At 60.3% G+C, this 12,999-nt stretch carries 12 protein-coding genes; 2 read left to right on the forward strand and 10 right to left on the reverse strand.

Features of this window, described 5'->3' with window-relative positions; translation table 11 throughout:
• Window positions 1–30: 30 nt before the first annotated feature.
• The 10 genes from IFT75_RS14000 to IFT75_RS14045 form a co-directional block, all read right to left on the reverse strand.
• A complete protein-coding gene (locus tag IFT75_RS14000) occupies window positions 31–1,338 on the reverse strand; it encodes a CitMHS family transporter (RefSeq protein WP_122480113.1) in 1,308 nt (435 codons plus the stop codon).
• A 362-nt stretch (window positions 1,339–1,700) separates the two neighbouring features.
• Complete coding sequence (locus IFT75_RS14005; RefSeq protein ID WP_192055236.1) at window positions 1,701–3,662, reverse strand: DUF7844 domain-containing protein; 1,962 nt, start codon at window positions 3,660–3,662, stop codon at window positions 1,701–1,703.
• Complete coding sequence (locus IFT75_RS14010; protein ID WP_122480114.1) at window positions 3,659–3,979, reverse strand: DUF2388 domain-containing protein; 321 nt, start codon at window positions 3,977–3,979, stop codon at window positions 3,659–3,661. Before IFT75_RS14010 ends, IFT75_RS14005 begins: the two co-directional genes overlap by 4 nt.
• A gap of 25 nt (window positions 3,980–4,004) precedes the next feature.
• Complete coding sequence (locus IFT75_RS14015) at window positions 4,005–4,292, reverse strand: DUF2388 domain-containing protein (protein WP_185794574.1); 288 nt, start codon at window positions 4,290–4,292, stop codon at window positions 4,005–4,007.
• Between the two features lie 127 nt (window positions 4,293–4,419).
• On the reverse strand, window positions 4,420–4,737 hold the full coding sequence (locus tag IFT75_RS14020; protein ID WP_185794573.1) for a DUF2388 domain-containing protein: 318 nt from the start codon (window positions 4,735–4,737) through the stop codon (window positions 4,420–4,422).
• A 253-nt stretch (window positions 4,738–4,990) separates the two neighbouring features.
• Window positions 4,991–5,203: a DUF1127 domain-containing protein gene (locus IFT75_RS14025; RefSeq protein WP_122714881.1), complete on the reverse strand. Its 213-nt coding sequence runs from the start codon at window positions 5,201–5,203 to the stop codon at window positions 4,991–4,993.
• A gap of 497 nt (window positions 5,204–5,700) precedes the next feature.
• A complete protein-coding gene (locus IFT75_RS14030) occupies window positions 5,701–7,134 on the reverse strand; it encodes an NAD(P)(+) transhydrogenase (Re/Si-specific) subunit beta (RefSeq protein ID WP_122714882.1) in 1,434 nt (477 codons plus the stop codon).
• Window positions 7,131–7,457 carry an NAD(P) transhydrogenase subunit alpha gene (locus tag IFT75_RS14035; protein ID WP_043191874.1) on the reverse strand — a complete coding sequence of 109 codons (327 nt, stop codon included), beginning with the start codon at window positions 7,455–7,457 and terminating at the stop codon, window positions 7,131–7,133. Before IFT75_RS14035 ends, IFT75_RS14030 begins: the two co-directional genes overlap by 4 nt.
• Window positions 7,458–7,468: 11 nt before the next feature.
• Window positions 7,469–8,590 carry a Re/Si-specific NAD(P)(+) transhydrogenase subunit alpha gene (locus tag IFT75_RS14040; RefSeq protein ID WP_192055237.1) on the reverse strand — a complete coding sequence of 374 codons (1,122 nt, stop codon included), beginning with the start codon at window positions 8,588–8,590 and terminating at the stop codon, window positions 7,469–7,471.
• A gap of 394 nt (window positions 8,591–8,984) precedes the next feature.
• Window positions 8,985–9,917, reverse strand: coding sequence for a LysR family transcriptional regulator (locus IFT75_RS14045; protein WP_192055239.1), 933 nt, complete (start codon window positions 9,915–9,917; stop codon window positions 8,985–8,987).
• A 149-nt stretch (window positions 9,918–10,066) separates the two neighbouring features.
• On the opposite strand from IFT75_RS14045, the gene IFT75_RS14050 reads away from it, so the two are divergent.
• Window positions 10,067–11,239 carry an acyl-CoA dehydrogenase gene (locus tag IFT75_RS14050; RefSeq protein WP_122480120.1) on the forward strand — a complete coding sequence of 391 codons (1,173 nt, stop codon included), beginning with the start codon at window positions 10,067–10,069 and terminating at the stop codon, window positions 11,237–11,239.
• Between the two features lie 12 nt (window positions 11,240–11,251).
• On the forward strand, window positions 11,252–12,472 hold the full coding sequence (locus tag IFT75_RS14055; RefSeq protein ID WP_192055241.1) for a CaiB/BaiF CoA transferase family protein: 1,221 nt from the start codon (window positions 11,252–11,254) through the stop codon (window positions 12,470–12,472).
• The last annotated feature ends 527 nt before the right edge of the window (window positions 12,473–12,999 follow it).

Consider the following 12,999-nt stretch of genomic DNA (forward strand, 5'->3'; position numbering starts at 1 on the left):
ACGGCGTCCGGCCTGGCTCGCGAATAGAATTTATAGACTGCTGAACAGAGGAAAGATCCCCATTGCCAGCGCGGCGAACATTATGCACAGGCAAACCAGTACTGCCCACTTGAGGGTGAAGCGCTGGTGGTCACCGAACTCGATACCGGCCAGTGCGACCAGCAGGTAGGTAGAGGGTACCAGCGGGCTGAGCAGGTGTACCGGTTGTCCGACGATCGAGGCACGGGCCATTTCCACCGGCGAGATGCCGTAGTGCGCCGCGGCTTCGGCCAGTACCGGCAATACGCCGTAGTAGAAGGCATCGTTGGACATGAAGAAGGTGAACGGCATGCTGACCAGCGCAGTGATCACGGCCAGGTACGGGCCCATGGCATCCGGAATCACGGCCAGGAGGCTCTTGGACATGGCATCGACCATGCCGGTGCCGGTCAGGATGCCGGTGAAGATACCGGCGGCGAAGATCAATCCGACCACGGCCAGAACGCTGCCGGCGTGGGCTGCGACACGTTCCTTCTGTGCTTCCAGGCACGGGTAGTTGACGATCATGGCAATACTGAACGCGACCATGAACAGCACCGGCAGAGGCAGCAGGCCCATGATCAGGGTGATCATCAGCAGCAGGGTCAAGCCGCCGTTGAACCAGATCAGCTTGGGCCGGCGTGCGTCAGGGAACTGCGACACGCTGATTTCGCTGTGGTCGATCTCGTCACCAGGCAGGTGCAGCTCGCCCAGACGAACGCGCTCGCGCTTGCCGTACATGTAGGCAATCACCAGGATGGCGACGACACCGACCGCCATGGCTGGGATCATCGGCACGAAGATGTCCGAAGGGTCGACATGCAGGGCACTGGCAGCGCGCGCGGTCGGACCCCCCCACGGCGTCATGTTCATGACCCCGCCTGCCAGAATGATCAAACCGGCCATGATCCTTGGGCTCATGCCGATGCGCTGGTACAGCGGCAGCATGGCGGCAACGCAGATCATGTAGGTGGTCGCGCCGTCACCGTCCAGCGAAACGATCAACGCCAGTACGGCGGTGCCTACCGACACTTTCAGCGGGTCGCCCTTGACCAGCTTGAGGATCTTGCGCACTGCCGGGTCGAACAACCCCGAATCGATCATCAGGGCGAAATACAGGATGGCGAACATCAGCATCACGCCGGTCGGCGCAAGCTTGGTGATGCCCGCAAGCATCATCGGGCCGATTTCCGGTGCGAAACCACCGAACAGAGCGAACAGGATAGGCACGATGATCAAGGCGATCAGCGCAGAAAGGCGCTTGGTCATGATCAGGAACATGAACGTGATGACCATGGCAAAGCCAAGGAATGTCAGCATGGGAATACTCCAGGCACAGCGCGGCTAAAGACGAAGAACGAGAGGTTCAGCGAGGAATGGCAAGAGCCGGGAGTATGGGAAGGGAGGTACTGCGGGTAGGGATCATCAAGGACATCGGTTTCACCATTGTTGTTGTTCAAGAGGCCGAAAGCGCACCTGAGTGCTGCCATCTGGCCGGCCGGTCTTACGCCGGGGGTGAGTCGATCCTATGTCGGCAAGCTTTCAACAACCTTTCGCCATTCAAAACGATACAATTGTCCTTGTGGGAGCGTGCTCTGCCCGCGAATACTCGTGCCCCGCTCCCAAAACAACACCGTCCCTTGTGGGAGCGGGCTCTGCCCGCGAATGGCGCCCCCTCGATCTCAAGGCAACACCAACCCACCCGCCGCCTTGTGCAACTCGCGCAGGTGTTCCCCCACCTGCTTCAGATTCGCTTCACTGGCCGCAATCTCCGCAGCCCGCTCAGGGGTCAGCAGCGCCCTCACCTCCTTGTCCAAGTCGGTACTCAGGCGCTGCAACCGTTGCTGGCGCTGACTGCTTTCCGATTCCAGCCGCTGCCACTCCGCCGTCTGCGGCAACCCGTAGCCACCGTTGTCGAGCAGCTCCGCCGGCCGGCTGAGAAAACCACTGTTGGCCAGGATTTCCTGCAGCATCTGATTGGCATTGGCCACGCTGCCATCCCCCAACTCGCGGGCGCCCAGATAGCGTTGCTTGACCTCATCCTGCGCCAACAGCAACTGGCGCCGGTAACTGGCCTGCTCCAGCAGCAACAGCGCAGCACTGGTGCGCAGGTCAGCCTGGGCAAACCAGGGCCGTCGCTGCTGAGCGTCCTGCGCCAACCAATCCTCGACGGTCTGCTGCGGGATGGGCAGATGCTTGCGCAGCACCTCGAACATGGCCTGGTAACGATCGCGATAGGAATCGAACCGATACCCCAGTCGCAATGCTTCACGCGGATCATCGAGCACACTGCCATCGGCCAGCCCGCGCCCTTCCAGCACCTCGAGCAAACCGTTGGGCAAGATACTGTCGATGCCCTGGAGCCTCGGATCATGGGTACCGCTACGCAGCAGCTTGAGGTTCTCCACTGCACAATTGTTGGACAGGAAGTAATAGCTGCCGTCGTAGCTCCAATGCATTTCCGCGGCATGCCGCACCAGCGACTCGATCTCGCCGCGGTCCAGCTTGAGCGGCACCGACGCCAGGCTGCGCAACTCCGTCTTGGTGTACTCGTCGATCACCTGGGACAGCGGCAACACGAACAGTCGCGACGGGTATTGCCCCATCAGACCGCCCCACGTGGACAGCTGCACGTCATTGACGAATGCCCGGTACGACAGCACCAGGTGCTGCTCCAGATCCAGTCGGCAGTCTGGTCCCCGCGGGCGTCCCGGGGCACAGATGACCAGGCGCAGCATGCTGTGCCCCCAACGGCTGGCGAGGTTCTGATTGGCTTCGGCAAGCAGGTAGTCCACCGCGTAGACACGTTGCGGATCGATCTTGCCCAAGGGCGTCTTGCCGAAGTCGCTGCCGGCATTCAGGTAAGGCAGGCCTTCGGCGCAGCTTTGCTGGCGCGCCGGCGCCCAGTTGAAACGCGCCTTGAAGTAGTCGAACAATGCCGGCCGACGGCAGGCATAAGCCGGGTCGAGGAGAAAGTACTCCATGTTGACCGCGACGAATTCCTTCGGACTGCTGACTTCGTAGATGTCGGGACTGCGTACGATCTGACGGTTCTGCTCTTCGCGCTCGCCCCGGCGTCCGACGTATTGCTGCCAACCGGCCAGGTCCAGCAGGCGCGGGTCGTCGCTCAGGGTAAAGCGCCGCATACCCTGGCCACGGCACTCATCGGGCAAGCCAATCTTGCCAAGGCTGGCATTCTGACGGTTGCAGCGGTTGATCAGTGCACGGTCCGCAGGTGTCCACAGGCGCGCCCGATCATAGATATGCGTGAGTTCGTGCAGCACGGTGGCCAACAGCTCTTCGCGCACTGTGCCATGAGGACGGTCGGTCTGCCGCTGAGCGGAAGAGCCGTCGGCCAGCCCCTGCAATTGATTGAGGTTCAATTCCAGGCTGGATACCAGAGACGCTTGGCCATAGGCATTGTCGGGCATGCGCGATGACCAGCCGACGTCGATACGCCGGTCCAGCTGCGCGACGAACTGTGGTGGCAATGCGGCCATCGCATCGTCGAGCAGTGCCTGGCTGGCATCGGCCTGCCGGGCATCCAGCCCGCTGCGGTCAAGCACCAGCTGCAGGCTGGCAGAAGCCTGCGCAGCCGTCAGCAGAAGGCCTGCTGTCAGCAGCCAGCGGGCCAATCGCCTCACAGTGCGAGAATGGCTTCGGCAAGGTCCTGGTCACTGGCGGTGCGCGCCTGTGGAACGCGCTCACGCAGCGCATTGAAGGCGGCCTCCAGCTGCGCGCCACGGATGTTGCCCTGGCTGGCCACATAGCTGGCCGCGTCGTCCCGCGCTTCCAGGACCACCTTGGCGTCGCGGATCGAGGTCGTGGTGTCGGAAGTGAAATCGATCGACCGGCCAAATGCACGGACGATGATATTACTGGTGGCCACGACAGTTTGGGCCTGGGCCACATCGGCCAGCAGGAACAGGCCGAGGGTAGCGGCAATCAGCGGGGTACGCATGGAGCTTCTCCGTAATACGAGGTGTTTATTGGACGAGTATCGCCTGCGCCAGTTCAAGGTCGCCTGCAGCCATTCGAGGGTGCGCCTGGCGAATGACGGCCATGGCCGCTTCGAGCCGTGCGCCGCGGCATTGGCCGCCGCTGGCGACGAAGCAGGCGGCATCGTCCCGGGCAGACAGAATCAACTTGCGGTCGAACGGTGCCGTGGTGACTTGGCTGGTCACATACAAGGTGATTACCGATGACTGCAGGCTCACATCGAAGGCCGCAGCCGACGACGCCCAGAGGGCAAGCAAGAATGGCAAATAACGCATCGGGCTTCAGGTGTCGAGCAATTGGGACGGCAAGGCTAGCCCAACGCCTGCGCGAGAGCCACCTTCGATGTCCGGCAGCCGGTAGCCTGCCGGTTCTTTCATCTAGAGCAGCACGCGCTGCAACGTATCAGATGGCAAGGATTGCCTGGGCCAGTTGGGTGTCGCTGGCTTGCATCTGAGGTGCAACCTTGCGGATATGGGCAAAGGCACTTTCCAGCTTCACGCCGCGGATGTCGCCTTGGCTGGCCACGAAGCTTGCAGCGTCATCGCGCGCTTCACGGACGATCTTGTCGTCACGCAGCGAGGAAGACAGGTCGGACGTGGCGTTGGTCGACGCGTTGACCCCACGCACCAGCGCATCGGTGGTGACAACGAAGCTTGAAGCCTGTGCGCCACTGGCCAGAGCCAACAGTACGGCGGCACTGAGCAAATAATTACGGGTCATGATGAATCTCCAGGTCTGAACGAGGTTTGAGCGCAATAAAGCTTATTAGAGCGCCTGGAAGCCTCGGGCGCCAGCACTCCGACCACACCGGCAGCGCAATGACTCAACTGTTATGGTTATAAATTAATAACCAAAAACTGTACTTGTCCTGTTTCACGCAGGCGAAAAAAAACCCGTCAGCGTGGACCGCGACGGGTTTCTTGAATTCGGTGCTGGTTCGGCCTTCAGGCTCTGTTACCAGCGGGGCGTTGCATCAACGCCAGAACGGCTTGCTCAACTCTTCGCAGCGCTGGGCTTCGCTGATACCGGCATCGGCCAGCAGACGAGCATCCAGACGAGCCAGTTGATGACGGCTGGCGATACGGCGCTGCCAGAGCATCAGGTTGGCGAAGAAGCGCAGAGGAGCCGAAGTTTGCGCAGTTTGGGTGTTGGCCTGGAACAGGTCGGAACTGAGGGTACGTTCCATGATGTACATCCTTCCGCTTGTGGCGGGGCTGAGTAGTGGTTTATCTGGTACCCATTTTCCACGCTCGCCGTCCATTACAATAGGCACAGTTCACCTGTATTGTGTGCAGTCAGTTAGCTGTGAAACCCAACTGTCTCGCTCTCGAATGAGGCAACTGTATGGGTCTGCACCAATTTAATGCATTTATCGCCAATCCAGTGCTCTGGGGTACCTCGATTCTCACTTCTTTACCAGTACAGTAGTACAGTTAAATTTATTCGCTGCGATCTCTGATCACGTTGCACAAAAGCTCAGTCGCTGCAGCCTGCAACTGTATGCGTGGGTGTGCAACCCGGTGCTGATTTAACCTAGATCGGTGCGCCATTGCAGTGCCGAGCGCCTACGGGTCCGCAGCGCTCGTTCAGCTCTGCCAGCTGTTCTCCCTCCCTAATGAAAAACCCCGCCATGGGGCGGGGTTTTTCAGTACGGCAGCCCATCAGGTGCGTGGGCTCGGAATGCTATTCCACGGCCTTTACCATGTCTTCGATGACCTTCTTCGCATCACCGAACACCATCATGGTCTTGTCCAGGTAGAACAACTCATTGTCCAGTCCCGCGTAGCCACTGGCCATCGAGCGCTTGTTGACGATGATGGTCTTGGCCTTGAACGCCTCCAGGATCGGCATGCCGGCGATGGGCGACTTCGGATCGTTCTTGGCGGCAGGATTGACCACGTCATTGGCACCCAGCACCAGTACGACGTCGGCCTGACCGAATTCGGAGTTGATGTCGTCCATCTCGAAAACCTGGTCGTAAGGCACCTCGGCCTCGGCCAGCAGCACGTTCATGTGCCCCGGCATGCGCCCAGCCACCGGGTGGATCGCATATTTGACGGTCACTCCCGCGTGGGTCAGTTTTTCCGTCAGCTCTTTCAGCGCATGTTGCGCGCGGGCCACTGCCAGGCCGTAACCCGGCACGATGATCACGGTGTCGGCGTTGGTCAGCAGGAACGTGGCGTCATCCGCCGAGCCCGATCTCACCGGCCGCGCTTCCTTGGCGCCAGCCGGGCCTGCGTCTGCAACGGCACCGAAGCCTCCGCCGATGACATTGAAGAACGAACGGTTCATGGCCTTGCACATGATGTAGGAGAGAATTGCGCCGCTGGAGCCCACCAGCGAGCCGGCGATGATCAGCATCGAGTTGTTCAGCGAAAAGCCGATGCCGGCTGCCGCCCAGCCCGAATAGCTGTTGAGCATCGACACCACCACCGGCATGTCCGCGCCGCCGATCGGGATGATCAACAGCACGCCCAGCACGAACGCCAGTGCCAGCATCAGGCCGAAAGCGGCATAGCTGCCTGTGAACATGAAGATCAAGCCACACAGCAAGGTGCCCAGACCCATCAGCAGGTTCAGCTTGTGCTGCCCGGAGAACTGCACGGGTGCACCCTGGAACAGGCGGAACTTGTATTTTCCGGACAGCTTGCCGAAGGCGATCACCGAACCGGAAAAAGTGATGGCGCCGATTGCCGCGCCGAGGAACAGCTCCAGGCGATTGCCGGTCGGGATCGGATCGCCCAGTTGCGCGACGATGCCCAGGGATTGCGGCTCGACCACGGCGGCAATGGCAATGAACACCGCTGCCAGCCCGATCATGCTGTGCATGAACGCCACCAGTTCCGGCATCTTGGTCATTTCCACGCGCTTGGCCATGATCGACCCGGCAGTACCGCCAACCAGCAGGCCGACCAGCACGTAGCCGATCCCGGCGGTGGCCAGTTCTGCGCCCAGCTTGTAGATCAGGCCAACGGTGGTGAGCACCGCCAGTGTCATGCCGAGCATGCCGAACAGATTGCCGCGCCGAGATGTGGTCGGATGGGACAAGCCTTTGAGCGCCTGGATGAAGCAGACCGATGCCACCAGATAAAGAAGCGTAACCAGGTTCATGCTCATTGTTTGGATGCCTCATCCTTCACTTTCGGTGCTTTCTTCTTGAACATCTCCAGCATCCGCCGGGTTACCAGGAACCCCCCGAATACGTTCACCGCGGCCAGCGCAACGGCCAGCGTACCCATGGTCTTGCCCAGTGGCGTCACGGTGAGCGCTGCGGCGAGCATGGCGCCGACGATGACGATGGCCGAAATGGCATTGGTCACGGCCATCAGCGGAGTATGCAGCGCGGGTGTCACGTTCCAGACCACGTGATAGCCAACATAGATGGCCAGCACGAAAATGATCAGGTTGTAGATACCGTGGGAAATCAGCATGTCTTCCATTGTTATTGTCCTCAGCCGTTCTTGCGCACGATCTGGCCATCGCGGCACATCAAGCATGCGGCGACGATGTCGTCTTCCAGGTTGATGGTGAACTGCCCGTCCTTGTCGAACAGCAGCTTCATGAAGTCCAGCAGGTTGCGTGCATACAAGGCCGACGCATCGGCACCCACCTGCGCCGGAAGGTTGGTCGGGCCCACGATGGTCACGCCGTTGTGCACCACGATCTGATCGGCCACGGTCAGCGGGCAGTTGCCGCCCTGCAGCGCCGCCAGGTCGATGACCACCGAGCCTGGCTTCATCTGCGCCACCGTCTCGGCGCCAAGCAGCGTGGGCGCTTTGCGCCCGGGAATCAGCGCGGTAGTGATGACGATGTCAGCCTGCTTGGCGCGCTCGTGAACCGCTTGCGCCTGACGCTGCATCCAGCTGGCGGGCATGGGGCGGGCATAGCCGCCGGTACCGACGGCACATTCACGTTCTTCGTCGGTTTCGTACGGCACATCGAGAAACTTCGCGCCCAGCGATTCGATCTGCTCCTTGACTGCCGGGCGCACGTCGGAGGCCTCGATCACCGCGCCCAGGCGCTTGGCGGTGGCGATGGCCTGCAAGCCCGCCACGCCAGCGCCCAGAATCAGCACGCGAGCAGCTTTGACGGTACCGGCGGCAGTCATCAGCATCGGCATGAAGCGCGGATAGTGGTGCGCGGCCAGCAACACCGACTTGTACCCGGCAATGTTGGCTTGCGAAGACAGTACGTCCAGGCTCTGTGCGCGTGAAGTGCGCGGGGCCGCCTCAAGGGCAAAGGCGCTGATGCCTCGCGCGGCCATCTTGGCGATCACTTCGTTGTTGAACGGGTTGAGCATGCCCAGCAGCACCGTACCCGCAGCCATCTGCTGCAGCTCTGCGTCACTGGGCGCATTGACCTTGAGCACCAGTTGCGTGGCAAATGCCTGGGCAGCACTGCCAATGGTCGCGCCAGCGGCCTGGTAGGCATCGTCGGTCACGCTGGCGAGAACCCCCGCACCATGTTCGACCGTCACCGCATGGCCTTGAGCGACCAGCTTCTTGATGGTCTCCGGGGTAGCGGCTACACGTGTTTCGCCCTGCTGCGTTTCGAGAGGAACACCAATGTGCACGTTATATCTCCTGCTGGATCTTTTTCCTGGTCGTACCCAAGCCCTGGCCATGGCCATCGTGCCAGAGCGCCATCAGCGCGATACCGCCTGAGAGCGGCGGGCCGCGGCATTTTGCAGGCCCCGACGAGCGGCTTCAACAGGTTATGGAGCGATACACTCTGGGCACTACAAGTCACGCTGTGACCGAATGTCACAGCATTCCTGCTTCCGCCCTTCTAGTACGGGCGTTACAGGCGCGGCTGGGCTTCTCGAAATATTTTGCGAAATATTTATCGGCTGCAGGCGATAGTGTGTCAAAAACCTGCCATATGCAGGCAGTTCAACGGCTGTAGCGGAAATACCGCGGTTTATCAAAGCTTTCAATAACGCGCCAGAAACGTACATCTGTAGGTTGCTACCGTTTGCCACTACCGATTTCCATTCCATGTGGCAGGGGTTGGCGATAATCCTCTGCCTGCTGCATCAACCAGTCGCGAAAGGTCCGCAGTGCCGCCAGCTCGCGATGCCTTTCTGGCACGGCAAGGTAGTAGGCCTTGCTACTGCGCAACTCGTGGGCGTTGGCAATGACCAGGCTGCCCTCGCGCAACTCGCGCTGGATCAGGAACGGAGGAATGAGCGCCAGCCCCATCTCATGTACCGCCGCCTGGGCCAGCATGGAGAATAGTTCATAGCGCGGCCCACTGAGGTCGCGGGACACGTTCAGCTCAAGGCTGGCAAACCATTGCCGCCATGCATAGGGGCGTGTGCTTTGCTGCAACAGCGCAAGCTCGGCAATGCGTGTTGGCGCCAGCGCTGGTTGCCCCTGCAGCAGCGCCGGGCTGCATACCGGGACAGGATGCTCTTCCATCAGCCTGCTGGTCTGCGTCCCCGACCAATCACCATCACCGAAGTAGATCGCCGCATCGAAGTCGGTATCGGCGAACAGAAAGGGTCGAGTTCGGTTGGTCAGGTTGACCGTGATCTGCGGATGATGCCGCTGGAAGTCCTTCAGGCGTGGCAACAGCCACTGCGTACCGAAGGTCGGCACCACCGCCAACTCCAAGGTGCTGGCACCTTGCTGCCCCATCACCGCCAGTGTCTCGCGCTCGACAGCATCGAGCTGCGCGGCCACCCGGCGGCTGTAGGACAGCCCAGCCTCGGTCAGCTTCACGCCACGCTTCGAACGCCGGAACAGGCGCACGTCGAGAAACTCTTCGAGGTTGGCAATCTGTCGACACACCGCCCCCTGAGTCAGGAACAGTTCCAGGGACGCCTTGGTAAAGCTCTCATGGCGTGCCGCCGCTTCGAAACAGATCAGTGCCGCCGTACTGGGAATTCGTCTACGCATGTAACTGTTCCTCACATCACTGCCGGCCATGTTGCCTGTCGCATGTTTCTGAAGTGAGAAATTATCACAAGCTCATGCGTAATCCTCCTTTGCTCACCAACGCATCAGCACCTACCCTCGGGCTATACAGCTTTTCCGAGGACGCGCACATGGCAAGCTTCAACTGGATCGACCCACTGCTGCTGGACCAACAACTCACGCAGGAAGAGCGCATGGTGCGCGACTCTGCCGAGCAATACGCTCAAGGCAAGCTGATGCCGCGAGTGCTGGAGGCCTTTCGCCACGAAACCACCGACCCTGCCATCTTTCGCGAGATGGGCGAGATGGGTCTGCTCGGTGCGACCATCCCCGAAGAGTTCGGCGGCAGTGGCCTGAATTACGTGTGCTACGGCCTTATTGCCCGTGAGGTCGAGCGGGTGGACTCTGGCTATCGCTCGATGATGAGCGTGCAGTCGTCGTTGGTCATGGTGCCGATCAATGAATTCGGTACCCAGGCGCAAAAGCAGAAATACCTTCCCAAATTGGCCAGCGGTGAGTGGATCGGCTGCTTCGGCCTGACCGAGCCCGACCATGGCTCGGATCCAGGGGCGATGGTCACGCGAGCGCGCAAGGTCGAAGGCGGCTACCGCATGAGCGGTAGCAAGATGTGGATCACCAACAGTCCGATTGCCGACGTATTCGTGGTGTGGGCCAAGGACGATGCGGGAGACATCCGCGGCTTCATTCTGGAAAAAGGCTGGGCCGGGCTCAGTGCACCTGCGATCCACGGCAAGGTCGGGCTGCGCGCGTCCATCACCGGCGAGATCGTCATGGACAACGTATTCGTGCCGGAAGAAAACATGTTTCCCGATGTACGTGGTCTCAAGGGGCCCTTCACGTGCCTCAATTCGGCACGCTATGGCATCTCGTGGGGGGCGCTCGGTGCTGCAGAGTTCTGCTGGCACACCGCCAGGCAGTACACCCTGGATCGCCAGCAATTCGGTCGGCCACTGGCAGCCAACCAACTCATCCAGAAAAAGCTGGCTGACATGCAGACCGAAATCACTCTGGCCCTGCAAGGCTGCCTGCGTTTGGGCCGCATGAAGGATGAAGGCACGGCGGCGGTGGAGATCACTTCGATCATGAAGCGCAACTCCTGTGGCAAATCCCTGGATATCGCGCGCATGGCCAGGGATATGCTGGGCGGCAACGGTATATCCGATGAATTCGGCGTCGCCCGTCATCTGGTCAATCTGGAAGTGGTCAATACCTACGAGGGTACTCACGACGTACATGCCCTGATCCTGGGCCGGGCGCAAACCGGCCTGCAAGCCTTCTATTGATAGGAGGTCGTCATGGGCGCCCTTTCGCATCTTCGTGTTCTCGACCTGTCGCGGGTACTCGCCGGGCCATGGGCCGGGCAAATCCTGGCCGACCTCGGCGCCGAGGTCATCAAGGTCGAGCGCCCAGGCCGGGGTGATGACACCCGAGCCTGGGGGCCACCGTTCCTTGCCGACCACGCTGGTAACAATACGGGTGAAGCCGCCTATTACCTGGCGGCCAACCGCAACAAGCGCTCGGTCACCATCGACTTCACCCGACCCGAAGGTCAGCAATTGGTACGTGACCTTGCTGCAGGCTCAGACATTCTGATCGAAAACTTCAAAGTAGGCGGACTCGCCGCCTACGGCCTGGACTACGCATCACTCAGCGCTGTGAACCCGCAACTGATCTACTGCTCCATCACCGGTTTCGGCCAGACCGGCCCCTATGCCGCGCGCCCCGGTTATGACTTCATGGTTCAGGGCATGGGTGGCTTGATGAGCCTCACCGGCAAGGCGGACGGTGAACCTGGGGCCGGGCCCGCCAAGGTGGGCGTGGCCCTGACCGATATTCTTACCGGCCTGTACTCAACTGTTGCCATGCTGGCCGCGCTGGCGCATCGCGACAAGGGCGGCGGTGGACAACAGATCGACATGGCGCTGCTGGATGTGCAGGTGGCCTGCCTGGCCAACCAGGCCATGAACTACCTTACGACAGGCGTGGCGCCTGAGCGTCTGGGCAATGCCCATCCGAACATCGTGCCTTACCAGGATTTCCCCACGGCCGATGGCGACTTCATCCTGACCGTAGGCAACGATAGCCAATTCGCCAAGTTCGCGGGGGTGGCGGGTCATCCGGAATGGGCGAGCGACCCCCGATTCGCGTCCAATCAGCAGAGAGTCGCCAACCGCAAGCAGCTGATCCCCCTCATCCGGCAGGCGACGGTGTTCAAGACTACCGAGCAGTGGGTGGCCGAGCTCGAAGTGGCCGGTGTGCCCTGTGGGCCTATAAACGACCTGTCCCAGGTATTCGCCGACCCTCAGGTAGTGGCCAGGGAGCTTGCGATCCATATGCAGCATCCGCTGGCTGGCACCGTGCCTACGGTTGCCAGTCCCCTGCGGCTCAGTGCCAGCCCTGTGGAGTACCGACATGCGCCGCCTCTGCTGGGCGAACACACCAAGGAAGTACTGCAGCAGCTGCTGAACATGGACGCCCTTACCTATGACCAGCTTCACGCTGCAGGTGTGGTGTAGTCGTTCTTCATTATAGAGAAGAACGCTTGGACGCGGGGTTATGACGGTTTTTCGAATTGGGGGTTGACGGCAGATCTGTAGTGTCTATAATTCGCCCCACTTCCGGGGCAGCCGAAACGATAAACTCCTTGTTAATCAACGAGTTGGCCGTTTCAGAAGGTTTTGAAGGGTTTCGATCGTCAAGGTCGGAAGCGGTGAAAAAGGCAGTTGACAGCGGTTTGAAACGCTGTAGAATTCGCCTCCCGCTGACGAGTGATCGAAGCGAGTCAAGTGTTTGAAGTTGTTCAGGTTTCTGGCCAAATACTTCAAAATAAACGCTTGACAGGATGTGAGGTTAGCGTAGAATGCGCGCCTCGGTTGAGACGAAAGAATCAACCCACCGCTCTTTAACAATTGAATCAAGCAATTCGTGTGGGTGCTTGTGAGTTAAGACTGTTAGTCAACAAGATTATTAGCATCACAACAACTCCACGAGAAATCAAAGAGTTACCTCGATCCTTCGGGTTCGAGTTTGCGATTGCTGAGCC

The sequence above is a fragment of the Pseudomonas sp. CFBP 8758 genome (genome assembly GCF_014841725.1).
In the GTDB taxonomy this organism is placed as follows: domain Bacteria; phylum Pseudomonadota; class Gammaproteobacteria; order Pseudomonadales; family Pseudomonadaceae; genus Aquipseudomonas; species Aquipseudomonas baltica.

Bases quoted from the DNA above. Each gene is read 5' to 3' on its own strand.
- IFT75_RS14000 (WP_122480113.1), bottom strand. From the start codon at position 1,338: ATGCTGACATTCCTTGGCTTTGCCATGGTCATCACGTTCATGTTCCTG.
- IFT75_RS14010 (WP_122480114.1), bottom strand. From the start codon at position 3,979: ATGCGTACCCCGCTGATTGCCGCTACCCTCGGCCTGTTCCTGCTGGCC.
- IFT75_RS14015 (WP_185794574.1), bottom strand. From the start codon at position 4,292: ATGCGTTATTTGCCATTCTTGCTTGCCCTCTGGGCGTCGTCGGCTGCG.
- IFT75_RS14020 (WP_185794573.1), bottom strand. From the start codon at position 4,737: ATGACCCGTAATTATTTGCTCAGTGCCGCCGTACTGTTGGCTCTGGCC.
- IFT75_RS14025 (WP_122714881.1), bottom strand. From the start codon at position 5,203: ATGGAACGTACCCTCAGTTCCGACCTGTTCCAGGCCAACACCCAAACT.
- IFT75_RS14030 (WP_122714882.1), bottom strand. From the start codon at position 7,134: ATGAGCATGAACCTGGTTACGCTTCTTTATCTGGTGGCATCGGTCTGC.
- IFT75_RS14035 (WP_043191874.1), bottom strand. From the start codon at position 7,457: ATGGAAGACATGCTGATTTCCCACGGTATCTACAACCTGATCATTTTC.
- IFT75_RS14045 (WP_192055239.1), bottom strand. From the start codon at position 9,917: ATGCGTAGACGAATTCCCAGTACGGCGGCACTGATCTGTTTCGAAGCG.
- IFT75_RS14050 (WP_122480120.1), top strand. From the start codon at position 10,067: ATGGCAAGCTTCAACTGGATCGACCCACTGCTGCTGGACCAACAACTC.
- IFT75_RS14055 (WP_192055241.1), top strand. From the start codon at position 11,252: ATGGGCGCCCTTTCGCATCTTCGTGTTCTCGACCTGTCGCGGGTACTC.